The 25,850-nt window shown below is 42.5% G+C and carries 21 protein-coding genes; 3 read left to right on the top strand and 18 right to left on the bottom strand.

All coding sequences use genetic code 11. The features are described 5' to 3' along the window. Window positions 1–7: 7 nt before the first annotated feature. From RGU72_RS17030 to RGU72_RS16945, 18 genes are all read right to left on the bottom strand, one after another. Window positions 8–2,533: a hypothetical protein gene (locus RGU72_RS17030; protein ID WP_322120871.1), complete on the bottom strand. Its 2,526-nt coding sequence runs from the start codon at window positions 2,531–2,533 to the stop codon at window positions 8–10. Then, a complete protein-coding gene (locus RGU72_RS17025) occupies window positions 2,518–2,877 on the bottom strand; it encodes a GtrA family protein (protein WP_322120870.1) in 360 nt (119 codons plus the stop codon). The genes RGU72_RS17030 and RGU72_RS17025 overlap by 16 nt, the downstream gene beginning before the upstream one ends. Further along, window positions 2,870–3,883 (bottom strand): glycosyltransferase, encoded by a 1,014-nt coding sequence (locus RGU72_RS17020; RefSeq protein ID WP_322120869.1) that lies wholly within the window; start codon window positions 3,881–3,883, stop codon window positions 2,870–2,872. Before RGU72_RS17020 ends, RGU72_RS17025 begins: the two co-directional genes overlap by 8 nt. Before the next feature lie 95 nt (window positions 3,884–3,978). Next, a complete protein-coding gene (locus tag RGU72_RS17015) occupies window positions 3,979–5,535 on the bottom strand; it encodes a hypothetical protein (protein WP_322120868.1) in 1,557 nt (518 codons plus the stop codon). Window positions 5,536–5,785: 250 nt separating this feature from the next. Then, a complete protein-coding gene (locus tag RGU72_RS17010; protein WP_322120867.1) occupies window positions 5,786–8,176 on the bottom strand; it encodes a secretin N-terminal domain-containing protein in 2,391 nt (796 codons plus the stop codon). A 48-nt stretch (window positions 8,177–8,224) separates the two neighbouring features. After that, on the bottom strand, window positions 8,225–8,677 hold the full coding sequence (locus RGU72_RS17005) for a hypothetical protein (protein ID WP_322120866.1): 453 nt from the start codon (window positions 8,675–8,677) through the stop codon (window positions 8,225–8,227). 2 nt (window positions 8,678–8,679) lie between these two features. Further along, entirely contained in the window at window positions 8,680–9,348 is a 669-nt protein-coding gene (locus RGU72_RS17000; protein ID WP_322120865.1) for a hypothetical protein, read from the bottom strand. Continuing rightward, on the bottom strand, window positions 9,341–10,282 hold the full coding sequence (locus RGU72_RS16995; protein WP_322120864.1) for a hypothetical protein: 942 nt from the start codon (window positions 10,280–10,282) through the stop codon (window positions 9,341–9,343). Before RGU72_RS16995 ends, RGU72_RS17000 begins: the two co-directional genes overlap by 8 nt. A 121-nt stretch (window positions 10,283–10,403) precedes the next feature. Further along, complete coding sequence (locus tag RGU72_RS16990) at window positions 10,404–11,411, bottom strand: type II secretion system protein GspK (protein ID WP_322120863.1); 1,008 nt, start codon at window positions 11,409–11,411, stop codon at window positions 10,404–10,406. Next, complete coding sequence (locus tag RGU72_RS16985; protein WP_322120862.1) at window positions 11,408–12,034, bottom strand: type II secretion system protein; 627 nt, start codon at window positions 12,032–12,034, stop codon at window positions 11,408–11,410. The genes RGU72_RS16990 and RGU72_RS16985 overlap by 4 nt, the downstream gene beginning before the upstream one ends. After that, a complete protein-coding gene (locus tag RGU72_RS16980; protein ID WP_322120861.1) occupies window positions 12,012–12,434 on the bottom strand; it encodes a PulJ/GspJ family protein in 423 nt (140 codons plus the stop codon). The genes RGU72_RS16985 and RGU72_RS16980 overlap by 23 nt, the downstream gene beginning before the upstream one ends. Next, on the bottom strand, window positions 12,427–12,867 hold the full coding sequence (locus RGU72_RS16975) for a type II secretion system protein (RefSeq protein ID WP_322120860.1): 441 nt from the start codon (window positions 12,865–12,867) through the stop codon (window positions 12,427–12,429). The genes RGU72_RS16980 and RGU72_RS16975 overlap by 8 nt, the downstream gene beginning before the upstream one ends. Then, entirely contained in the window at window positions 12,848–13,306 is a 459-nt protein-coding gene (gene gspG, locus RGU72_RS16970; protein WP_322120859.1) for a type II secretion system major pseudopilin GspG, read from the bottom strand. Before gspG ends, RGU72_RS16975 begins: the two co-directional genes overlap by 20 nt. Window positions 13,307–13,360: 54 nt before the next feature. After that, entirely contained in the window at window positions 13,361–14,563 is a 1,203-nt protein-coding gene (locus RGU72_RS16965) for a type II secretion system F family protein (RefSeq protein WP_322120858.1), read from the bottom strand. Then, window positions 14,563–16,284, bottom strand: coding sequence for a GspE/PulE family protein (locus tag RGU72_RS16960; RefSeq protein ID WP_322120857.1), 1,722 nt, complete (start codon window positions 16,282–16,284; stop codon window positions 14,563–14,565). The genes RGU72_RS16965 and RGU72_RS16960 overlap by 1 nt, the downstream gene beginning before the upstream one ends. 13 nt (window positions 16,285–16,297) lie before the next feature. Continuing rightward, window positions 16,298–16,606: a thiosulfate oxidation carrier complex protein SoxZ gene (locus RGU72_RS16955; protein WP_322120856.1), complete on the bottom strand. Its 309-nt coding sequence runs from the start codon at window positions 16,604–16,606 to the stop codon at window positions 16,298–16,300. Between the two features lie 4 nt (window positions 16,607–16,610). Next, on the bottom strand, window positions 16,611–17,075 hold the full coding sequence (locus tag RGU72_RS16950) for a thiosulfate oxidation carrier protein SoxY (RefSeq protein WP_322120855.1): 465 nt from the start codon (window positions 17,073–17,075) through the stop codon (window positions 16,611–16,613). Window positions 17,076–17,506: 431 nt separating this feature from the next. After that, the gene (locus tag RGU72_RS16945) at window positions 17,507–17,935 is read right to left on the bottom strand and encodes a hypothetical protein (protein ID WP_322120854.1); all 429 of its coding nucleotides are present in this window, start codon (window positions 17,933–17,935) and stop codon (window positions 17,507–17,509) included. A 436-nt stretch (window positions 17,936–18,371) separates the two neighbouring features. Here RGU72_RS16945 and RGU72_RS16940 point away from each other — a divergent pair, with 436 nt between their 5' ends. Genes RGU72_RS16940 through RGU72_RS16930 form a run of 3 tightly spaced genes read left to right on the top strand, consistent with a single transcriptional unit; the run spans window position 18,372 to window position 25,802 of the window. Then, window positions 18,372–19,214, top strand: coding sequence for an ABC transporter permease (locus RGU72_RS16940; protein ID WP_322120853.1), 843 nt, complete (start codon window positions 18,372–18,374; stop codon window positions 19,212–19,214). Further along, on the top strand, window positions 19,204–20,469 hold the full coding sequence (locus RGU72_RS16935; protein WP_322120852.1) for an ABC transporter ATP-binding protein: 1,266 nt from the start codon (window positions 19,204–19,206) through the stop codon (window positions 20,467–20,469). The genes RGU72_RS16940 and RGU72_RS16935 overlap by 11 nt, the downstream gene beginning before the upstream one ends. After that, on the top strand, window positions 20,466–25,802 hold the full coding sequence (locus tag RGU72_RS16930) for a glycosyltransferase (protein ID WP_322120851.1): 5,337 nt from the start codon (window positions 20,466–20,468) through the stop codon (window positions 25,800–25,802). Before RGU72_RS16935 ends, RGU72_RS16930 begins: the two co-directional genes overlap by 4 nt. The last annotated feature ends 48 nt before the right edge of the window (window positions 25,803–25,850 follow it).

Below are 25,850 nucleotides of genomic sequence, written 5' to 3'. Positions count from 1 at the left end.
AAGTAAGTTAGTTTAATCCAGTAACTGATATTCTATTAATCTCTACAGGGCGGGCATCATGTGAGCCGCCATAAACAATGGCTATTTTGGCACGTTCTGGCTTAATCACAAGCCGTGTTGCAGTCGTTAAGCCACCATTGCAATCATGTACTTTTATATCCGTTGAAAGCATTTTCCCGTTTGTGTCGTTCCAGTTAATCTGGGTGCGGAAACGCTGGCTTTTGTCACATTTTGCTTGAACTGTCAGCGCCACCACATCAACAGATCCGACATCAACTGCTTGTGTAACAGGGGAACCGACGCTGGCATAAAATTTTTCGTCTTTAAATAAAGCGCCATTAGAGGTCCAACCGTCAGCGCCATTAGAAAAATCTGGGTTACTAATAAATTCTTTTTTAAATAATTTACTTAATTCAATCTGATTAACTAGGCCGACTCGAATATCGTTCACCCTAAATAATTCAGTAGTAAGCGCAATCGCCTCTGCCTCAAATTGATAACCTCGGCCAACAGCGTACACAATAATCTCCACACCAGAACGAGCTAAAGAATTCGCTAAATTAATATCACTCGTACTTTTTGCATAATATGGCCACGAGTGCCAAGACGCAGCAATCGTACCTTTTGGGTAGTGATTGTATGTTGGATCAATGTCAGAAGTCGCATCTAAAATCAATATTTTACGACCTTTATATTGATCTAGCTTGGACAGAATATCACCAGCAATCGCTTGCGGCTTACTACGCGCAAATAGTCCTTCTTGGGCAGAACGACTCCATAATAAATCTGTTTTAAATTGCTGAAAAGGCCAATATACGACTGGAAAACGAGCCAAATTGAAAGAACAAAAAATCACTAAAAGTCCAACGAGCACGCCGCGCAAATTGACAGCACTATACAGAGCCCAAACACCACTGCATAACAACCAAGGCATTACCGGAAAAGCATATCTCAAATATGCTTGGTTATGAAAACACAACCCAATATAAGCAATTGCGGATACTCCTGTGAATAAAATAGCCCAACGTTTTAATTTCACAGCCAATAATATAGATAAAGGTATAAAAACCAAAAATACAATTCCCAATGCGCCATTAGCCGAAAACTCACCAAAATCTTTGGAACTGACGCTCATATCCCAAAAAGTTTGTAATCCAATGCTTCTTACAAAGTGACTATTAGTAAAAGAAGTTTGCGTATCAAAGTAAGGCGAATTAAATATTTGGTTAAAAAAAGGAAATACTGGGTTACCCGTTTTAAACCAAGCTACAGCGTAAGGAGGAGAACAAAAAATAAGAAATGCAATACCACTAGTTAAAATAAATTTAAAACGGAAAACTTCAAATTTATCTTCTACAGAACGTAATAAGGCGCCCAAAGCTAAAAAAGGTACTATTAAAAAACCAGGCAACTTAATTGCACAAATATAACCCGCAAGAATTCCTAAAATGATCCAGCTTCCCTTTTGGCGAATAGTTTTATATTCACCACCTGCAATTTCACATAATGCGATCATAAAAAAGAAAGTCAGTGGCGCTTCTATGTAAGCAGAACCGACCTCCAACAACGATATCGGTAAAGTAAATAAGATCGCTGGAACACCCATTGCGAGTAAGGCATCGAGTCGGCCAGCTAATAGCCTATATCCAAGATATCCAGTAGCCAATAAGAAAGATGTGTTCATCAGACGCACTGCTTGCTCTCCACCAAAAAAATAAGGTGGGACATACAACCAATCGGCGCCAAAAGGCATTACAGACCATACATATTCTTTGACGTCAAAATTCCACAAACCAGCATCTAACATTCGTACAGGGATATTTAAATGAAAAGATAAAGCATCATGACCCAAGTCAGGCAAAATTGTCACCATGATGACGATAGTGACGCCAAGCATTAGCATGGCGACTAGAATACTTTCTTTCCATTCGACTTTACGAAAAAAGCAAGGAAGTTTAGGTGGAGAAAGCTTTCCTTGAGACATCAAAAAATACGATGCGGCGACGGCGAAACCAGAAAAAAGGGTGAAAAATACTAAGGGTGTACAAACAGGGAAGTGCGCTAATAATGCAATCAAAGTTCCAAGTAAGCAAAATCCGATAGCAGTGTTGCGTAAGTCCCAAGTAGAACTTTCTGTTGACAACTCAAGCCCTGAAAATCGAGCGATCCAAACAGTAGACATACGCCCAACTATGTTTGCGCAGCACCAAAACCAAATAACTGCGACGACTGGGCCAAGACCCGCAGAAGCTACATAAAATGCAAAAGGTAACCCAAGTAAAGCAAAAATTGTGAGCCCACAGCGAGATAGCAGAAAATACAAACAATAACTAACAACTACAAATAATAGAAATTGATCCCTATTCGTTTGAAAATTCCACACAGATTCGCCCCACCAGTTTGTCCCGAAAGTGCCAGCAATAGCTGCACACGTTAACATGGCAGTTATCATCCACATCAGATATCTATGCTTTGGCAGTTGGCTTATGTTTATCTCTGGAGTTACATAAATTTGCTTCACTTGAAAACCCATAACTTGCCTAGAAAAAATCCATTAATCGCGATAACTGGCAAAGATATTATTTTACCAACCAACGCATAGTTAAAAAAAGTGTATGCAATAAACACAAAACTCAAAGTAATTGCATAGTTAATACAAACGACCGCTGAAAATTTTATAAACGACGTAGGCGTTGTAATTGATTTGAAAGTTAAATTAGCATGAAAAATGTAATTAACTAAAAAACTTAAAAAAAATCCTGCCGTTGTGGCAAGGATGTAGTTGAGCTCAAACCAGATTAGGCCCTGCATGATGCCAATGTCTAATACTGCACAGATAACACCGCCAGTGAGGTACACCAAAAACTGTTTACTCACTTTTATCTGCGTCAACATAAGCTCTGTGTAATGAATACTTTCTATGTTGCGGCCGAGTTGGTACAGCAGCAATGTCATAGGCTAAAAATGCCAATATAAATTGCAAACCCATCAATATGGGCAAAGCTGACAACATTACTGTGCCTGGAGGGGTAAGTAAATCCTCGTTAGCAGACAGAAACCAGTGCCAGCAACCATAAACTGTACCAAACGACAACAGCAATAACCCTAATGGCAGTTCCAGAGATGCTATCGCTAAATCGCGTAAATAGTAATTGTAAAAAATTCGTTTACAGAAATTCCTGGCATGCTTGATTAAAAACTCACCAATAATCTTGGATATCTTTAAGTTACTAACTTCATCACCATAACGAGCATCCATTGGTACATCAACTACTACTGCTCGCTGTAAATTTAAACGAAATAAGATATCTGTCTCGAAAAAATATCTGCTGCTGATTTTATCCATAGGTAATTGACGTGCAACACCGGCATGAATAGCGGTATAACCATTAGTTGGATCAAATAAATTCCAATATCCAGAAGATAACTTTGTCATTAAAGACAATACCGCATTACCAAATAGACGCATTTTAGGCATACTACGGATTTTATCTAAATTGAAAAATCGATTACCTTTAGTGTAATCTGCCTCCCCCACCAAAATTGGCCCAACAAATTGTGGGATAAGAGCGGGATCCATTTGCCCATCACCGTCAATTTTCACAATCACATCCATGCCATCAGCAATAGCAGCTCGATATCCCGTCATGACGGCACCGCCAACGCCCAGATTGTGTGGGTTACGCAAAACGATCACACGCGGATCAGTATTATTTGCCTCAACGAAATCACCAGACTTATCTGGGCATTGATCATCAACCACGTAAATACGTGTTATTTCAGATCCAATATGGGATAAAACATCTAATATATGACGAGTCACGCGGTAGCAAGGGATCACTACAGAAATTTTTCCATCAGACGGGTATGGCTGTTTAGACACGATCGAATTCTCAGTTTTGATTTATTGAAACTTGTAATCTTTTAATTAAAAAAGGCGGCTTACGCCGCCTTTTTATTTCAACCAAACTGGGTTGATTAGTTCTGCGCGCTATTGCCGTTGTTCAAACCATTGATACCACCGATGTTACTGATAACACCTGAACCTGGATTGACCATCAAAGGCTGAACTGACAATTGTGTTGTCGGAGCAGTTACCAACAGAGTGTACCAAACACCGGAAGTCAGGCCTAATGCAGCAGAAACAGCACTGCCACCAACAATGACTGAACCGCCTGAAGCTACTGTACCATTTACGCCCATTGAAGAAACGAGAGCAGTACCAACAATAATGCCTGCTGGATTGATCGCCTGTACAGAAACCGGAGCAGTCAAACTACCAGTGTTGTAAATACGCAGGTAAGTATTGTAGTCATTCACTGACGAACCAGTAACAACAAAACTTGGTACATAAACAGCAGCACCGTTAGATGTCAACAAGTAGGTATTAGCACCAGTTTGTGTTGATGCATTTGTAGTTGCACCGTTTGCAGCTACAGTTGCTCCACCGATTGCGTACTGAACATTGAACGGCAGAACAGTCGTAGTATTCGTTGTGTAGCACAGGTAGTTGTTTGCAGTTGCAACAGCACTTGTGATAGCAGCGAAAGTAACCGATTTCTTATCTGTAGATACTGTACCAGCAGCAACACTTGTTGTACAAGCTTGATCAGATGCCAAGAACACACCAGCAACAGCAGCAGCGGAGAAATCACCAGTTGCAGTGAATACTGATGTGCCGAAATCAGCAGCAGCGGCGTTGGCGCCAGCTGGTGTTTTCAACGCTGTGTTAACAACCAACTTTGTAGAACCCAAGTTAATACCGGCAGTACCAGCAACAGGGCTAGCACCGATGAATTGCTTAACTGCATTATTTACGTCAACTTTTTTCGCTTCAGCTGTTGTGTAAATACCTGCTGCTAATGCGTTTGAGTTGATAGTAGCTTGGCTCAATGCTTTGGATGAAGTCAACAATGTTGCTGTGCTAACTGGTTCTACATAGCTAGTTACGCCAGATGTATCACCTGGAGTCACTGTGTAACCAACTGTAGTAGTTACTGTGCCGCCAACGCCCAAAGCTGCGGACAATTTAGCGATTTTTGCAGTAGCGCCATTCATGTTGATTACTGTACCGGCCGGAACACCACCTGTACCAGCGTTGGATGTGAGCGTGAAGTAGTAACCCAAACCATCTGTATCTGCAGTAGCTGCTGACAGAGTGTAGTTTGCGATTGGATAAGCTGTACCATTCAAAAACAATGCTACGTCAGCAGGATTGGCAGCAGCATTTGCTTTTGCTGAATTTGGCAACACACCGCCATCAGCTGCTTTTGTAGAACCAGAACCAAAACGTACGTGTACTTGAACAGCAGCACCGTCATTGATAAGACTAGCTGTTTGGTAAGTAATAGTAGGTTGAGCAACAACTACTGTTGATGTGATGTATTCGGCAGCCAATGTTGAGCCAACGTTTACACCGATTTGACCAGCGTTCGCAGCCAGAGCTGAGAAACCCAGCGTAGCGGCAACAGCAACACGCATCATAGAATGTTTCATTTTTATTTCCTTGTATACAAAGTTAATTTGCAATTGCAATTGCGTCTTTCTTTAAAGACCGACGTAGCATAACAAAAAATATTGTTATGTCAAAGTAATTCGTTATTACAAGCGCATGACACTGCTTTTGATAAAAATTACTTGACATAATTTGTGATGGCAGATTAACGCCTTCGGACGCAAATTTACCTACTTTGACAACAATATGCAATAGAGCTGATCGAGTATTTATAAAATAAATACAACTTTTATCCTGTTTATGACAGGACGTTTACATCTGTTGCTTTTTTTATTTCTTATTGCTCTTTTGTAGTGCGCGGATCTGCTCAATAATAGCGGGATCAGTTACTACGGTACCTTTAGAAAGAGCAGTATTAATGGAATCGTTTTGATTTTGGGGATTATTCTGTCCATTTGGACTGGTTGCCTGATCTGGCTTGGACATTGGGTCTTGCTGCTCAGGCGGCGTACTTATATTGTTTATATTGCTTGTTTTTTCATTATTTTTTGGGCTGTCAAGTGTCTCATTTTTGCTACTAAATGGTAGCTGTTGTGGGCGAACCGGTTTAAGTAGTGGCGTTGGCACATTAGCGGGCGTGGTCCATGACCCTAACTGAGTACGGAATGCTTGCGTAACTGATTGTGCAGTCTGATCATCTTCAATAATATAGGGCGTGATCAGGACAATCAGTTCTGTTTTGACGTTTTTGCCCGTCTGGGAGCGAAATAAACCTCCGATCAGTGGGATATCTTTGACAAAGGGGATGCCTGCATTACCCTTGTCATTTGATTCTGAGATCAAGCCACCCAACATCACGGTTGCACCATCCTGGATCGAAAGTTTGGTATCTACTTTGCGATTGCTAAATGTGGGAGAGCTGCTGACGCCCGTCGTTGTAACACTGGCACCACTCACCTCTTGCGATACATCAACGTCAATCCGGCCACCGGCATGGATCACCGGTTTGACCTTGAGAATAATCCCGGTATCTTTATATTGTATTGTTTGTGTAGTGCTGGTACCAGCCGTACCTGTGGTGAGCAAATTACTAGTTTGGCTGGTCAGAATAGGGACTTGTTGGCCAACAGAAATAGTCGCAGTCTCGCCATTGCGCGCCATCACACGAGGGCTAGATAAAATTTGCGCTCTATCATTGGTGGCTAAAGCATTAAGAGCGGCTTTAATATTGCCATTGACAAAATTGAGAGTGAGTCCACCTGTGCCTAAACCCAATCCGCCTAAGGTACCGCCGCTTGTGCCGTTGCCAGTATTGCCCTGATTGATCGCCCATTCTATACCGAGATTGAGGCTGTCATTGAGAGTAACTTCTGCAACAGTCATCTCTATCAAGGCAGATTTGGCTGGTTTGTCGAGCTCGCGCAATAAGCCTATCCACTGGGAATATTGATCTGCGCTACCTTGGATAATCAGCGTATTAGTGGCCTTGTGAACGACAACTCTGGCTGCCGTCTTTGCCGTAGCGCCACTTGGACTAGCGGCAACCACACCACCACCGAGCAGGTCTTGCACTGTCTTTGCGAGTTCATCGGCATCTAAGTTGAGCACGGCGTAAGTGAAGTACCCATTGTTACCGCGCGCCTTAGTAGGCTGATCCAACTCAGTTACCCAGTCGGCCATATGCTTTAGAATAGCCTCATCACCAGAGAACATCACTAGTGCATTATTTGCGGCGATTGGGATCAGCACAATCGGCGTACTTACGCCACCCTGTCCCATACCTACTTGCACCGTATAACCCTCTGCAGCTAGTACTTCAGCCAGTTTTTTAGCAATATCATCAACAGACCAATAGGTAGGACTGATACGTTGACTGGTGCGACCGCGCATGAGGGGCTGATCAAGGATTCTGACTACTTCTAATGCGGCGCGGACATCTTCGGTTTCGCCAGAAATCATAAGGGCGTTATTTTGTGCGCTTTCTGTTAACTGGAGACGAGTGCCAAACATTTGTGCTAACCAAGCACGTATCTCGGCTGAACGCAACGCATTCATTTCTACATACTGGAATATTGGACGTAGCGCCATAGGTACGTCTGGCAATGCTCGTCCACGACGTATCTCTGGCGAGTAACCGAGCTGAGCGTTATCTGGGACGATCCTATAGAAACCGCCCACGTCATTGACGGTAACGCCATAACTTTTCAGCAGCATCTGCGCAGCGCGCAGCACTTCCGTTGGAGTCTGGGCGCGGGATGTACGCAAAGTGACCAGGTCTTTGCGCTCAAGCACTTTGGGGTCAACACTAAAATTGGTTTTAAGCACTACGCCATATACTGCATTAATGAATGCAGGTAATGCGATTTGATCAAACACGAGTGTGATGTCGGCTTTTTCATTGGCTACGACTGGCTGCTGGGTTTTTAATGCGGTGCTATTAATATCTAGTGGCGGCTTTGGGGTCTTGCTTACGGTGACGCGAACTGGTTTATCAGATGGATTGCCGGTCACTTCGGTAGCGGTTATACCGTTTTGAACGCCGTTCTGATCTTCAGCCATTTGTAATAAGGGCGCTGGTATAGGGCTTGCCTGCTTACCTTGCAAAATAGGGTCAAATGTAGAGCAGCCAGCAAGCGTGACGCAAACCAATACGGGTAACAATCTTAATTGAAAGCGCGGCAAATCAGGCGAAGCCGCGGTGGAATCTACGACATTACTCATAGGACGATTTACATTTTTTAAATAGTAGTGCATTAGATACTTCCCTTTTTAGTTTCGTCCGACAGCGAGCATGGCTTGCTTACCGTTAATGGAGAGAACAATCCAGTTTTGTTCGATCCTTACAATCGGATAACCGCCGGGCAACTTGTCGCCCACGTTGAGCGTCTGTAAATTGGAGGGGTTGTCGTTAAAAGTAATCACAAGCTGGTTGGCACTGCTCGTCTTGATAACGGCGGCGATACGCCAGTCTGGCGGCGTCAACGGCTTATCATTGCCGGAAGCAGCGCCTGCAGCGGACTCACCCCAAATAGTTCTGCCGATGAGTTGTGAGATTGTGGCACTGGCATCTGCTTGTCCAACTCTAGCAATCTGCCAGTCTTGATTTTGATTTTTGGGTAATTTGACTACAGGCAATGGCGGCATCAATAATTTAATCAATATCATACCGAGCAGTAAAATCAACATACTGGCGATAATCGTCCAACGAAACTTTTGCCACATGCTTATGCTCCTCTAGCCAGTGTTTTGCTTACTGCAGACTCACTTGTATTATCTGACGCTGACTTCTCTTTATCGTCAGCAGGGCGACTCACGCGTGCAAGTGCTTTGAGGTTAAGCTCAGCTCTGCCTGAGGTGCCTATCCAAAGGTAAGAAAAAGTATCGACGATGATGCCTTGCTTCCCTGAATCCAGTGTCTGAAAAACGCTGTAGAGCGATTTTGGCGTGACCTCAAATCGTAGTTTGGCCTTAATCGGTATGACGCCGGGAATAAAAAATTGACCATCTTCAGTCTTATTGAGGGTGTTGTTGTCACTTAAATTATCAGACATTGTGACTGAAGAATTAACGGCTTTTTCTTGCGCCAGTATGAGTTGTAAAGCGTCATTCCATTTGGACTGAATAAGGCCGTTACTGCTGTCGGTCCAGTCACGTTGACGATATTCCATCAGTGCGTCACTAGCCGCTTTTGCTCTGGAGACCCATGCAATATCTGTGGCTTGTTGGCGCGTTTGTTCCAAACTAATACTGAGGCGGCGATATTCCTTTTGTTTTTTATCGACCTGTTCTGCCTTGTCTAAAACGAGGTAAGTACCAAGTATGCCAAGTACTATTGCTAAACCAATCCGCAAACGCGGATTTGCCGCTAGCTGAGTCTGCAAGCTGTCAGCCATTTTTTCCCTTCCCGTCTGTAGAGAGATTATCTTGAGGCAAAACAACACCCGGCTTCGGTAAAACAGTCATTCGAAAAGCGAGACTTTTTTGATCTCGCGCCAGCAAATTTTGCACCTCTATAAAACGCCCTGTATTTAGCAATGCTTTGGTGATGTCGGCACGTGAGGGAACTTCCAATCCCGGCATGATGACGATGCGTAATTTGCCTTCCTGAAACTCCCATTCGCGTATACGTGTATCAGTTGGCAGAGTCTCTGCCACTGCGGACATTAGATCCAATTGCGACGGGTAAGGATCAAGTTGCTGCCGAGTTTTTATCTCTTCGATTGCTTTAAGTGCTTTTTCTCTGGCTTGTATCAAACTATTAGCTTGACCAGTCAGTTTGCTCAGCTCTTGCCGATTTTGCTCAATCGCATTGCTGATTTGCTGCTGGCGCAACGTGTACCACCCATAGGGGAACGCAACACATAAAAATAAGACTGCATAGAGCCATTGTTCAATCGCCGGACTGCCGCCAGTGAGGCCACCGCCAGATATAACTGGCTCCCATGGCTGGGCTTGTATGGACAAAGATTGAATGGCGGGAAGTTTTTCAAGACCAGCGACGGTATAACCCACTTCGCGACAAAAATTAACGTAGTCATCAAGGACAGGCGTTTGTGGCCACCAGCGACTACCAATCAGTTGCTTGTCTTGCCAACATTGTGCCTCTGCGCCATCAAAACATTTGACTAATCTGACGCCACTCTCTTGCAAGGGATAGAGTGCAGACTCAGGTATCGCTTGGGCTTGCATCCATAGTTTAGGCAGTTCTTGACGCTGTTGCGCAAGCCATGCGGCATCCCAGCACCACACCAGCGCAGCGTTTTGCTCAAATATGATGGCAAATTCTGGTCTAGCAAAAGGCGCCCATTGCTTAAGTTGCAGCTGCAAGGCTTGTTGACGACGTTTCGGCGGAATCGTCTTGAGATCAAATCTTGAAAAACGACAAAAGGAGCGCCCAATAACAATCTGCCTAGGCAAAAAGGTATTACCTGGTTTGTCTTGCGGCGCTTTAGAAGTTAAGAGCAGCCTTCGCTGGGGGGGGAGGCGCCTTCTCAAGTTCGAAAGGATTTGACGGTATTGCGTCATCGTTTTTTTGGGTTATCCGTTGTGAAATTGAATAGTAATAATCAATGCGCCATGGAGCTTCGGACGCATCTGGGGTTAGCTTTATATTATATCTGATGGAAGTCGCCTGACTGCTAGTTCCTAAACTTACACGTGTTGTGTCTGAGGGTAAGGCTAAAATTTTTAGGACTAGTTTTTGCGGATCTAAGCCTGCCAACTGGGCAAGCTGTGTCTCCCCTTGTATTAATTCTATCGCGCGGTATTTAACGATTAGTTCTGCACCTGGCAAAGTAATCCCTGGCAATGTCATCAATACCGATATGGGGGCGGTATTAGGATTCATTCCAACGTTAAGAGCTGTTGTAATCGAATCCGTAAATGGAGTATCTCCCTCCCATAAACTTTTCTGTGCTGACCAACCATACACATTACGCAGTTGATCAGGAGTAATCAAGGGGCGACCAAACGGTTTGGGTAATCCTGCATTTTGATAATCTTGTAAAGTGACGCCATTTAGTCGGTGGAGCTGGGGATTGGGGGCAATATAATCCATTAAAGTGTCATACAACTGATCGTAAGCAGCCACAGGTACTTTTCTTTCAGTCAACAATATCCCAAGTGCTTCACGCGAAATACCGTTAATTGGGTACAGTCCTCTCGTATCTTGCAGACGTGCAATACAATCCCCTTCCATTTTATAAGGACGATTATCTAAGGAAAAATGGGTATTAACATCACCTAGTCCAAAAAGACTGAAATTGCGAGTTGACATTAAATACGTGATTTCAGACTTACTATCACTACAGGCAATACGACTCTTAATATGCTGATCATACTGCTGGGCTAATTCAATGGAGTTAGCAATGCGTTGTGCAAAATAAGCGGCTGCGATCGTTATGGTTGCCAAAATCCAGAGCGTAGCGACTAGCACAAAACCATTTTGTCTTTTCATTGCATTACATCCGCAAATATTTTGCTTGGATCGGGCATAGGATTGACAGGACCAGCTGGCTTTAGGGCAAGAACCCAAGGGTGACCGTCCCGATCTGTCTCTAATTGGATACTGTTAGGGATTTGTTGGCTGTGATCCAGTTCTGGAGGCCACGTATCGTGTGCTTGCTGTTTTTTATCGAGATAAATAAAACTCCCTCTGCGCCCAGTCCAGCTAAATAAAGTAATTACTTTATCTTCTTTGTTGGCCTCTCGGTACTCGATAATTGTGCGGTTCTGATCGGATTGGTAACGGAGCCTTAGTGCAAAGGGCGTGGGGGCACCATAATGTTGTGTAAAAGCAGAGTTGGTTAATCCTTTTAACTCACGTTGATCACCCTTGAATTGATTGACCCCATCTGCAACGTCGGGCTGAAGCCCCTCTATCATCTGACTCAGCCAAGACTGGCGCATTGCCTCTTGCCGGTTGCGATCAAACTCCAGACCAAAGCGATAATGTAAGCCCATGACATGCTGCAAGGCTTGCAACAATATCATTACTATCATGCTGGTTAATGCGATTACTACTATCATTTCGAGAATCGTAAATCCACGCCGATGTTTAAAATAGATTGGCTTTTTCACGTACTTTTTTATATCCTGAAAGCTTTAGATGTAATGTAAACCATGATGGATCGTCTGCTGTCTGCGCCTTGACCTCTACATCATACAGTCCAACTTTATAAAGTCCTATACCGATAGGGTACCCAACGTTGTCTGCAACAGGGCCGAATACCTGTGACTTCCAACTAATCCTGTAAGCACCAAATTCGGCGCCTCCATCAGGATTTAGCATGGGATTGACGGCTTGCATGTAATTGATTACGTTGGCGGTAGCGTCATTGCGGGCATTACTTGCCTGAATTTTTCCAAGTGAGATGATACTGGTATTGATCCAGGCGAATAAGGTCATTCCGATGGTACCGACCAAAGCAAGAGCGACGATAGCTTCTAGTAAAGTGAATCCTTGCTGCTGCCTATTCATTTGCGACCCCACATACCGGCGCAATTAGTCTGACTGATTCCGGTGGGTTGTCGGGTGAGTTAATCACTACAACACCACCCAAACAATAGCCGTTAAATTGGTAGTGGATCGGAGTAGGTACACTCAATGACCATCCTTTTGGTAAATCCACTGCGTTGCTACCATCGTTGAGTTTGTCATAACCAATACCATTTCTGGCATCAGTTTGGAGTGTGTAATCTTGCGCTAATAAATAACTTCGATAGCTAAGGCTGCTCAGTTGTGCGAGTACGCTCTCTCTTTCACCTCGGTAGCGCATGCGATCCAGCAATTTACCCAATGCAGGCACTGCGATCGATCCCAGCAAGCCCATCATTGCAAGTACAACTAACAACTCTAGCAGAGTAAAACCTGACTCAGACCGGAGGGTAGAATTATTGCGCTTTATTAGCATTTTCGCTGGCAGGGACGATGCCAATTGCGCCTTCGCCGTTTTGATTAGCATCGGGACCTAAAGAGTACAAAGCAAAAGGTTTACCATTTGGACCAGGTACGGCGTACAAATAAGGAGCTCCCCACGGATCAGGAGGCAAGTCTTCTTCTAAGTATGGCCCCTTCCATTTGCTTTTGACTTTTTCGTCTGATGGAGGCGTGTTAAGCAACGCCAAACCCTCAGCTTGCGTGGGGAAACGACCTATATCTAGGCGCATGGTTTCTAACGCACCTTTGAGCATTTTGACTTGCGTTTGTGCGGTTTGAATTTTGGAGGAATCTAGTTTTCCAAATAATTTAGGTCCGACCAAGCTAGCGAGCAAACCAATAATCACTAGTACAACCAGCATCTCAATCAGAGTAAAACCTAAATTACGAGATAAATAACGAGGTGATTTCATGTGTAAATAATATAAGTAACGTTGATGTGTAGTCAAAGCCGCAAACGAGAAAAATTAGACGGCAATATCGCTCAAACTTGTAATCGCCATCATAATCGCCGCCATGATCAAACCTATGACAGATCCTATCAGCAAGATGGTAATAGGTTCTAATAAAATCAAGAAGTGTTTCATCCTTTCATGTCCAGCATTTGTATGCAAGGTAGATAAGGTTTTTAGCGTGGTTGATAACTCTCCCGTGCGCTCGCCAACTCTGACAAGATTCAAGCCCATAGGGTTCAATGTCCTATGCAAACCAAGTGCATCGGCGAGAGATTTACCGCCTTTTAAATCTTTTACAGCGAGTCCAAGTTGCTGCTTTAACAGGCTAATTTGTACGCCGCCTTGTGCTAGTTCCATCGCTTTGATGATAGGGACTTTATTTTCAAGCAGCGTAGATAACATACCAGCCCAACGCCCTATCTCGGTTTCTACCAACCATGAACCAATTAGCGGCATGCGAGACAGACCATCCCACAGCTTTTGTCGAATCGCAGGGCGCGACAAAACGCTAACGACTAAAGCAATCGCAGCACCAGCAACAATAACAAGTAGGAGCAAATTGTCTTTCACGAATAAGCCCGTTTGCAGCACCCATACCGAAATCTCTGGCAACTTGCCCTTACTATTTTTGAGCAACCCCGCAAACTTCGGAACCACAACAATAAAAATCAACAAGGTAGCCAAAATACCGGAGCTGACGAGCACGCCTGGGTAAGTTAATGCATTGCGCATCTCCTGGCGCACTTTTTGTTCGTACTCCATCTGGTCTGCTGCATGATGCAAGGAGCTAGCCAGTTTGCCCGTCATTTCTCCGGCAGAGACCAATTGAATCAAGTAATCTGGAAACTCGATACTGCTATCCAGTAGCGCAGTAGAAAGTTTTCCGCCACTGCGCAAAGCTTGATATACCTTAGTCGCGGCAACGCCGACTGGCGAGCCACCGGAGGCCTCCCCCATTGATTGAATGGCTTCTGCCAATGGCACGCCAGCGGCTAAAAGAGTTGCCAGCTCCCGAACCATCAATATTTTATCTTGCGCACTAACTGAACGACGATTTTTAGCCTGCTTAGCCAATGTAGTTGCGATTGCTTCGAGAGCAATAGGCGTTAATCCTTGTTGCTTTAGAAGACGCATCGCCTCAGCTTCACTCGGCGCTTCTATCTGCCCCTCAACCAGTTTGCCGCTACCAGAGCTGGCTTCGTAACGATAAGCCACTATGCAACTACCTGATTACTGAGTCCAGTTACACGCATGACTTCATCAATCGTTGTCATACCGTTTCTGGCCTTGACGAAGCCGTCTTCTCTTAAATTTCTATACCCATTTTTACGCGCCAGCAAATTGATTTCATGCGCTGGCATGCGCTGCACAATGGCGGCTTGCAATTCAGTCGTGACCTCTACGAACTCATAAATACCCACGCGGCCTCGATAACCAGTTTGCTGACATTGCGGACAGCCTACGGCATGATGCCATCTTGCCGTAGCAGAGAGTAAATCTGGAAAACGCTCACTCAAATCCGATAACTGAGACCTGAACTCTGCTGGTGCCAATTGCAACATTTCTTCATCACTTACCGGCTTCGCGCAATGAGAGCATAGACGGCGCACCAGACGTTGTGCTTGTACCGCACGCAGCGATGAGGCCACTAGAAATGGCTCAAGGCCCATGTCAATCAATCGGTTAAACGCCCCTATCGCATCATTGGTGTGCAATGTAGAAAATACCATATGACCAGTTAATGCGGACTGTACCGCGATCTCTGCCGTCTCAAGATCCCGGATTTCACCAATCATGATAATGTCTGGATCATGCCGCAAAATAGCTCTAAGCGCTCGTGAAAATGTGTAGTCGATATCGGCATGAGTTTGGATTTGAGTAATCCCGTCCATCTTGTATTCGACCGGATCTTCAACCGTTATGATCTTTTTTTGCCTGTCATTAGCTTCAGCTAACGCGGCATATAAACTGGTACTTTTACCTGAGCCAGTCGGTCCTGTAACCAGCACAATCCCATGTGGCTCTTTAATCCATTGACGGAACTTACTGAGATGATCCTCCTCCATACCTAGTCGCTTCAGGCTAAAATCTTTGCGCTCCTTAGGCAGCAAACGCAGAACTATCGATTCTCCATGAACACCAGGAATAACAGATACACGGATATCAATGTCGATACCACTCGCTCGAATACTGATACGTCCATCTTGCGGTAAGCGGCGTTCGGCGATATCGAGACCAGAAATTAATTTTATTCGAGATACAACGGCATCAAAGCGATCTCGTCCAAATGCCATCTTGGTACTCAAAATACCATCTACTCGAAATCGAATTTCAAATCCGTGTTCTTCTGGCTCAATGTGAATATCTGAAGCCCCGATATCAATTGCCTGACCCCAAGTATTATTGACTAGCTCAATAACGGGAGCTTCTTCGGCTAACTCTCGCAAATGTGCAACTTCATCTGAAAAAGCAGTAGAAATGGCATCTGACCGCAACATATTGCGAATTCGCTCTACGTCTCTGGAGCGAATAAAACTCCAATGCAAAGTATGGTGATTAAAAGCGTTTGCTAGAGTTTCACGAGCAAAACTGTTGAGCGGATGAGGTGAGGCACATTCAATAACGCCCTCTGCATTTTCCCAGATGACCGTTTCTTGTTCCAGCAACCAATCTATGCTCAGCTGCCCCAAGTGAGCGGCATCCTCAACAACCGTGGCGGTTGTCGGCAATAAAATTTCGTCCAGCAAGGGCATATCTAGCTGTTGTGCCAGCACAGGCAATAAATTATCTTCAGAAATAGCACCTATGCGGATTAATATCTGTCCTAACTTTGCACCGAGTTGTGTTTGAAGCTGTAAAGCGCGATCAACATCTTGTTCAGTAACCAGATTTTTGGCAACTAAAAGGGTGCCAATAGGCGCCAGAGTTATGGACATGTCTTGCGATCTGTTAAACGGTGACTTTAAATTTTTCTAAGCCGGATTTACCTAAATTATCTTGCCACGCTACATTGACTACATCATTTTTCAACACATGCTTGGCTCTAAACTTAAGCAAGGGCTGGGCTGCCATTGAAGGATTAAATTGAGCTGAAAATAACGTTCTGTCATTTATACTGACAATTAACTCTTGCAAAAAAAAACGATAATTTACTTTTCCTGACTTTGCTTGCAATAAGCTGTCATCGCGAAATGGATTGTCTATAACCAAAGACAACTCTAGATATTGATCCTGTCGCTGAAATTTAACCATTATCATATAGCTATTCCATCAAAAGCTTAGTATTTAAAGGGATAGCAATCTTAACTTCCTTTTGTGCGGAATACAGTCTACCTCCCGCCCGCACTACTAGTTGGATTTTTGACGTTCCTGATAATTTAATCATAGTGGTAATATCAGCCTCAGTTCCTACTGGAATAAGGAACTGAGCTATTACTGGGGGCACTATGGACGGAGATATGATTAACATCATATCTGTACCAGGTAATTCACTGCGAATGCGTATCGAAATTCTTCCTGGCTCGGCGCTGATTTCTGGCGTATCGACCAACAGTTGATTACTTGGCTCGATAGGATCTTTTTCGGCATAAAGCTTGCTAGCATCAGCAGGTGAGTTAGCGTCAAATAACCTCCTTGTTGTGGCAGCAAATGACGTCGACTCCAAAGAAAAAACAGTAGTTGAAAAAATTTTTAACAGGAAATGTCGCCTGTGAAATTTCTTCAGCATAATACCAATCCATTAATCACTTTTATTCCCAATAGTTTTTCTGTAATGCAAGATAATAGCCCCTCAATTCACTCATGAGGGGCTAAGTATAATCTCAAATTGATTCCATTTATACACTTTCATTTCTCAGCGCCAAGGCAGCGGCAAAAAAATAAGCAATTTAATTCAAACTATTAGATTTTAAGTCAATGGAAATATTGACAGCTTTATTAAAAATATATCGATGTAAAATATGAGCTAAGCAAACTACTGCTGCAAAATTACTTTCTTGATTGCAAGTAGAACTAGTATCTATTTTTTGCATTGATATCTGTAGATGGACATTTTAAGTTACTTAGTCGAGAGCAGACTCGCTGCAAATAGTCCTAGGCAAATAATTGCAGTTTGTCTAGCCCATTAATCTTAACAACTAGATTAAATAAATTGCGTTATTAACTTGCGGTGACCTCAAAAATCCCTATCTCCACACGCTTACCTTCAGGCTTTAAAATTAAATAGACTGGAAATTTCCCTGGGGTTTTAAGCAATTCTGCAGGAACTTCAGCAGAACCTCCAGAATCAGGCGTAATTGCCATGCCTTCCAATTTCTTATCAGCAAACCAAACTTCTACCATTCCCGCATTGCCAATGCCTCGTTGCTCGAACCAAATTGCAGAATTTCCATTTGGCTGCGCTGAAAATGTGGTTCCTGCAACCGTACTTTGCGGGCCCCACTTCAAAATTTGAACGGAGGGCATAGACGGCTGTGGAACACTAGCTTGCGAAGCTGTTACCGTTTTTTCTGATTTTTGATCAGAACATCCACCCAAAATAATTACCAAAGCGAGCGCAGTAATGGCCCCAATATTTAAGTTTTTCATGTTTAAACTGATCCTAGACATTAACCAATAAGTGTTGGTGTATATTTGCCCTGAAAATGGCCGGGCAAATCGCCAAAAACTCAAATCCAACACGAATTGGAACTGAGCAATAAACAGTAATATGAAGCAAAAAATTTACCGAATTTTATTACATACAAAAAAATATATCTACAGAGATTGCTTAAAATATAAATAAAATTCTCATCCGCTCACTCAGACCAGTAACTTAACAAGGATTTAACAAATACAAAAATAATATATTGATAACATTAAAATGACTACAGTGTTAAAATATCAACCGAACTTGGGCTATCACACAAATAATAAAACCTTGAATTAATTGCCAGCACCAAACACTAGTGAATGCCGAGACTAAGAGGTTATACTTAGCAACCCAAAAATGCTTAGTACACCACTTTAATTTATCAGCTAAAAGATGATTTCTACTGCTTCAATTTTTCACAACTTGAGTTCTCCATGGCTTAGCTTATGGCAACATCGTGTCTTACTAGGGCAACTCTGCAAGAGAGATTTAACATCTAAGTACAAAGGCTCAATGCTGGGTCTGATTTGGTCATTCCTACTCCCCCTAATGATGCTGGCGATCTATGCTTTCGTTTTCGGTGAGGTTTTTAAATCACGATGGGGAACTGCCCCAGCACCAACTACCTTGTCGGAAAAATTAAGCTTTGCTTTAATTTTATATGTTGGATTAATTGTATTTAATTGGCTTGCGGAATGCCTGTCAAAGTCTCCGACGATTATTTTAAGCAATATTAACTATGTAAAAAGAGTAGTTTTTCCGTTAGAGGTATTGCCAATGATTCCTGTAATTGTTGGTGCCTTCCATTTTTTGATGAGTTTCACCGTATTTGCCTGCTTTGTCTTGTTTTCACCGCTTGAAATTACAGTGTATTGGCTCGCTATGCCCCTGTTGCTAATTCCCTACTTGTTGTGTCTAGCCGGAATCACATGGTTTTTAGCCTCGATCGGAGCCTATTTCCGCGACCTCGAACAAGTTATACCTGCACTAACAAGTGCGTTGATGTTTTTAAGTCCGGTTTTCTATTCCATAAGCGCACTACCAGAGGCTTTTCAATCATGGCTAATGATGAATCCTTTAACATTTATAATAGAAGCCATGCGAAATTTGCTATTTTGGCACAAATTACCGGATTTATTCTCGTGGTTGGTCCTTTATTGCATGTCCTTAATTATGTTTTATGTCGGATATTTTAGTTTCAACATTTTAAGAAGAGGATTTGCTGATGTCCTCTAAGCTTATGATTTCTGCCAAAGGAATTGGGAAAGCATATTCCCTATCGGGCAGCCCATTTAGCAAATTTTTAGATCAATTAAGGCTATCAAAAGCGGAAAGCCGTTTCTGGGCGTTAAGGGCGCTAGACCTCACAATAACAAAAGGAGAAGTTGTCGGTGTTATCGGCCAAAATGGTTCTGGCAAGTCCACGTTATTGCAAATTATTTGCGGGACACTGACACCGTCATGCGGGCAAATTGAGGTTAATGGGCGGTTAGCAGCTTTGCTTGAACTGGGGGCTGGATTTAATCCTGAATTCACTGGCTGGGAAAATGCACGCCTTAATGCTGCTTTGTACGGATTAAGCCTACAAGAAATCGAAAATAAATTGCCCGCCATAGAAGCTTTTGCAGACATTGGCGAATTCATTGACAAGCCAGTTAAAACATATTCTAGCGGAATGTTTGTCAGGCTTGCCTTTGCAGTTATCGCAAATATCGATGCTGACATTTTAATTATTGATGAAGCGCTAGCGGTGGGTGACGTATTTTTTACCCAAAAATGCATGCGCTTCCTTAAAGAATTCTCAGAACAAGGGACTATCCTGTTCGTGAGTCATGATAGCGCCAGCGTGGTTAGTTTATGTAATAGAGCCATCCTCTTAGAGCACGGGCAAGTCTTGGCCAATGGAGACCCCAAAACAGTAACCGAATATTATCTGAAAAATCAATATGAGAAGAGACAAGACAAAGTAAGTAATGCTAACGACTTTTTAATATCTAAATATCAAGAAGCTGCTACAAATACTTTAACAGCATCGGAGCATGACTTCGGCGTTGGTGGGGTCATTATCCTGTCTTGTATTTTAGTAAATGATGAAAATTTGCCAGTTTTGCAAATCAACGGAGAGACAAGCGTTCAGCTAGATATCTGCGTAGAGGCGAACCGATTAATTGAACATCCATTGGTTGGGTTTTCGGTTAAAGATCGTTTAGGTCAGGTCTTATTTGGCGGTAATTCTGAACAGTTCAATATGAAATTACCTGTTATAAAAGCCGGCCAAAAACTTGTAACATCTTTTTATTTCCGCATTCCTGGTTTAACATTGGGCGACTATATGATTAGTGTTGCAGCTGGCGAAGGTTCAGCACGAGATCATGTGATGCACCATTGGGTTCACGAAGCGTACCCTTTCCGCTCTACGCTGGCAGTGCAAAGTGGGATGATAGAAATATACCCAGACCAAGGACAATTCAACTTAGTTGAGCCAAAATGAAGACCAATACAAATAACATCATGTCGGTAGCGCAACGCTATTCCTATGACATTAATATTGATGAACGGACTGCGGCTGCGGAAGTCGTTCGCCTAACGGGTAAAAATAAACGTGTATTGGAGCTAGGGCCTGGGCCTGGAACTATATTGCGTTATCTGGAGCGACATTCTCATTGCCTTGTGAGTGCAGTCGAGCTTGATCCTGAATGTGTTGCTTCTCTGCAGAGGGTATGCGACATCGCAGTTGAAGGTGATTTAGATAAAAATGATTGGCTCAATAAATTTCAAGGTCAACAATTTGACGTAATTATTGCCGCTGATGTGCTTGAGCACTTAAAAAATCCATGGCAATGCCTGGAGAATGCGCGCACGCTTTTAGCTCCTACTGGCTTCATTATTATTTCTATTCCCAATGTTGGTCATAATTCGATATTGGCTTCGCTGATTAGCGGCCGGTTTCCATATCAACCAAGAGGGCTATTAGATCGGACGCACTTGCGTTTCTTTACGCGTCACGATTTTGAAAAAGCACTTTTAGCTACTGGCTTTTTACCTAGCGAATGGCATGCGATTAATATGCTCCCTGAGTCAGCTGAATTAGGTCATAACTGGCTTGATCTTAGCCAGTCACAACAGGCAATGCTAAATGCAAATCCTTACGGGAACGATTACCAATATGTTGTGAAAGCTTTTGCGAGTACAGAGGCTGGGACAGTTGCAAGAGCTGAGTCATTGAATGATGAAACGCGCGCTATCAATACTCGACAACTTGAGGAGTTGCAACGCCTCAAAGACACTTTATCTAAAACTGAGGACGTGGCAAAGACCGCCCTCGACAAAATTGCAGAACAAGTTGATTTGTACCAAAAGCAAGAAAATCATTACTCAGAGCTTGTCACTCAGCTGAAAAACAACCTTGAGTCAGCGAACTATGAAGAAAAAACTGCTAAAGAAAAAATTTCTCAACAGATAGCCTTATATAAAAAGCAAGAAGACCACTATTCTGAAGTTGTCGCTCAACTTACACGCGAATTAGAGTCCGTCAGCGCGCAGGAAAAAGCCGCTCAGGAAAAAATCGCTCAACAAGTAGGTTTATATCAACAACAAGAAAATCAATACTCTGAGATCGTCACTCAACTGAAACGCGAATTAGAGTCCGTCAGCGCGCAGGAGAAAGCCGCTCAGGAAAAAATCGCTCAACAAGTAATCCTGTATCAACAACAAGAGAACCATTACTCAGATCTTGTATCACAACTCAAACGAGAACTTGAATCAGTCAATATTCAAGAAAAAAATACTCAAACAAAAATAACTCAACTGCTTGAATTGCATCAACAGCAAGAAAATCAATATATTGAGAAGATTAATCACCAAGTAGAATTGTATCAACAACAGGAAAACTATTATTCTGAACAAATCGCCAAACTAAGCTTAGATCTTGCAACATTGGACGAACAAGAGAAAATCGGGCAAACAAAATTTGCAGAACAAGTGGGCTTATATCAGCAACAGAAAAGTTACTATTCGGAATTAGTATCTCAGCTTAAACACGATCTCGAAACATTAGATGCTCAAGAAAAAGCAGCGCAAGAAAAAATTGTTTTACAGGTAGATTTGCATCAAGAGCAAGAAAATCATTATTCTGAGCTGGTTTCTAGACTAAAGCATGACTTAGAGACAAGAACTACGCAAGAAAAAATTGCTCAAGAAAAAATTGCTCAGCAGCTTGGTTTGTACCAATTGCAGGAGAACTACTATGCGGAGCTAGTTAATCAGCTTAAATCTGATCTTTCAAACTTAGACGTACAAGAAAAAGCAGCACAAGAAAAAATTGTCCATCAAGTTGATTTATACCAACAACAAGAAGATCATTACGCTGGTCTTGTAAAGCAACTCCAGGACGAGCTTGAGTTATTAGCTGCTAGCGAAAAAGACTCTCAAGAAAAAATTATTCATCTTATTTCTATTAACCAACAGCAAGAAACTCATTACGCAACACTTGTGACAAACCTAAACCAAAATCTTGAAGTACTAAGAGTGCAAGAGCAGGCTGCTCAAGAAAAAATTGTTCACTTAGTTGCCTTGTATCAGCAACAGGAAAGCCAGTACGCTGAAAAAATAGCGCGCCAAGTTGAAATGTATCAACAGCAGGAGACTCATTATGTTGGGCGTATTACACAACTTAAGCAGGACCTAGAAAAATTAGGAGATCAAGAAATTAGGGCTCAGGCAAAAATTGCAGAGTTAGTTGCGCTGTTTCAACAACAAGAAGAACAATATGTCGGAGAAGTTGCCGAGCAAACTAATTTGGGCCAACAACAAAAAGCCCATTTCACAGAATTAGTAGCTGAACTCAAGCTTAAAATTGAGACTGCAATCACCGAGGAAAAAGTAGTTCAGGAAAAATTTGCGCAACAATTAAGCACATACCAAGAGCAAGAAGCTTGTCATCTTGAGTTAATAGCGAAGCTTAAACACGACATAGGCACACTTGAAATTAAAGAGAAGCTATCTCAAGAGAAAATTGCAACGCAGGCTGATATGTATGAGCAACAAGATGACCAATACTCTGAATTGGTTTATCAACTCATAGAGGAGCTTGACGAATTACATGCTCAAGAGAAGTTGGCACAAGAAAAATTTTCTCAGCAAGTAGCCTTACACGAGCAACAAGAAACCCACTACGCTAGGCTCATAGCGCAACTCAAATCCGATTTTGAAGCAGTGATTTTGAGAGAGGAATCTGCGCAGGAAAAAATTACCCAGCAAGTAGCTTTGTATGAACAACAAGAAAATCATTATTCAGCGATTGTTTCTCAACTTAATTCGAATCTTGCCTCAATCAACTTACAAGAAAAATCTGCACAAGAAAAAATTGCTCAGCAAGTAGTTCTATATCAGCAACAGGAAGACCATTATGCCGGACTTGTTTCTGAGCTTAAAGGGCAATTAAATACAATCAGCTCTTGTGAAAGTGCGGCCCAAGAAAAAATCCTGGCTTTAGTAAATATGTATCAGCAGCAGCAAGATCATTATTCTGCGCTTGCGTTTAAACTGACTCAAGACCTTGCATCGTCGACAGCTGAAAATCAAAATTTGCATCAGTTGCAAATTGCAAATACTAATTATTTAAATGATTTAAGTGGGCAACTTCAGAATGCTAACAGACGCATAGAGGAGTTGTGGGCATCTACCTCGTGGCGCTTGACTCGACCACTCAGGTGGATAAAAAAAATTGGTGGGCAATCTCAGTCTCAAGGCTTACGCTCTAAATTACGTGATACTTATCGCATACTTCCTTACCCTGTACAGTCTGCACTTGATAAAGTCGGAATGACAGGTTATTTTAGAAATTTGGCTTTACCAACTGAAACGGCTGTAACACTGTTACCTCCTCCTTCTATGCAACGGGTGGAAAGCCATTTTGTTCCGTTATCGATAAACCAGAACAAAGCACAAAACTCAATTATTATTGAACCTGAGGATGTCTTCTTTTGGGGGGTAATTGACTGGCATTTCCGCTTCCAGAGACCACAGCAACTCGCACTAGGTTTTGCGAAGCGTCAGCATAGAGTTTTCTATGTTAGTTCTGAACTAATCAACGACGAAAAGTCGGGCTTTAAGATTGATGCTATTCCAGAGCATCCAAATGTATTCCAGATTCGTTTTCATGCAAATAATGCCGCTCCCATTTACACATCTCATGCAAGTGGTGCGCTTTTACATCAATTACAGCAAGGACTAGCACAACTTTTAATATACGCATCTACTAAAAATGCTATTTCTGTTGTACAACATCCATACTGGTTACCACTAGCGCGTAGTCTACCTAACAGTCATATGGCCTACGACTGCATGGATCATCATGAGGGATTTGGTGACTCGCCACCAGACGCCATTGCTGCTGAACGCGCTCTTATGCGAGAGTCTGATACCTTAATTGTTACATCAGACTGGCTGTATGACATTGCAAAAGATAAAAATAAAAATATTTCTATCGTACGTAATGCATGTGAATTTGAACACTTTAATCAACCACCTGAAACTCGGTTTGAAGATCCAGAACATAGGAAAATCATAGGCTATTTTGGTGCTATAGCGGATTGGTTCGATTGTGTAATCATAGAAAAACTCGCGGCTGCTTTACCCGACTGCTTAATTTTACTAGTCGGGAATGACACCTGTGGAGCAGCAAAAAAATTCAGCCGATTTAACAATATAAAGATGACAGGCGAGGTATCTTATAAAACTTTGCCATATTATTTATATTCTTTTGATGTTTGTCTTTTGCCATTCCAAATCATCGACCTCACACTAGCAACTAATCCGGTGAAGGTGTACGAGTACATGTGCTCTGGCAAACCAATTGTAAGTGTGAATTTACCTGAGCTAAAAGATATGGATAAATTAGTTTATCTTGCAAAGGATACTCAAGAATTTATCAACATGTGCGTTAAGGCCTTAGAAGAACCCGCTAATGCTAATGTTCGTAGAAAACGAGTCAAATTTGCTAGTGAACAAACTTGGGTTCATCGCGCTCAAGAGTTTGAATTAGCCTTAGAAAAAAGTATTCCGCCCTTAGTGAGTATTGTTGTCGTCACATATAATAATTTAGATTTGACAAAACTATGCTTGAATAGCATAGACGCAAATACGACTGGCGTGCGTTATGAAATCATTATTGTTGATAACGCATCATCTGATGGCTCACCAGAATATTTAAGGCAATTTGCCGAAAACCGAGGTGACGTTAAGCTTATTCTTAACGACGATAATACTGGATTCTCAAAAGCTAATAATCAAGGACTTGCAGCAGCTAAAGGTGATTATCTTGTGGTTTTAAATAATGACACCGTGGTGACTATGGGCTGGGCGGCAGGTTTGTTACGTCATTGCAAAAAAGATAGCACTATTGGTCTCATTGGCCCTGTCACTAATAATATTGGCAACGAAGCGAAAATTAATATTGATTATGCCTCACTGGATGAAATGCCGGCAAAAGCAAAAGAATATACTTTGGCGCATTTAGGTGAATCTTTTGATATTCATACCCTCGCATTTTTCTGCGTCATGATTACACGAGAAGCTTATGAAAAAATCGGCGGATTAGATGAGGCGTTTGGCCTTGGCTTTTTTGAGGATGATGATTATTGCCGTCGAATTGAGCAAGCCGGACATAGAATAGTTTGTGTAGATGATGTGTTTATTCATCATAATTTATCGGCCTCATTCAATAAACTAGGACAAGAGCGAAAGCAAGAATTATTTGTACGAAACAAAGCGATTTATGAAGCAAAATGGGGCACATGGATTCCGCATACCTATAGACTATGACCGTTCCGATATACAGGTAAAAATCTTTTATTAAACAGTTAATTGTTC

Source organism: Undibacterium sp. 5I1 (assembly GCF_034314085.1).
GTDB lineage: Bacteria > Pseudomonadota > Gammaproteobacteria > Burkholderiales > Burkholderiaceae_D > Undibacterium.
The sequence above is the reverse complement of the archived record's forward strand: the minus strand, read 5'-3'. Positions and strand labels throughout refer to the sequence as shown.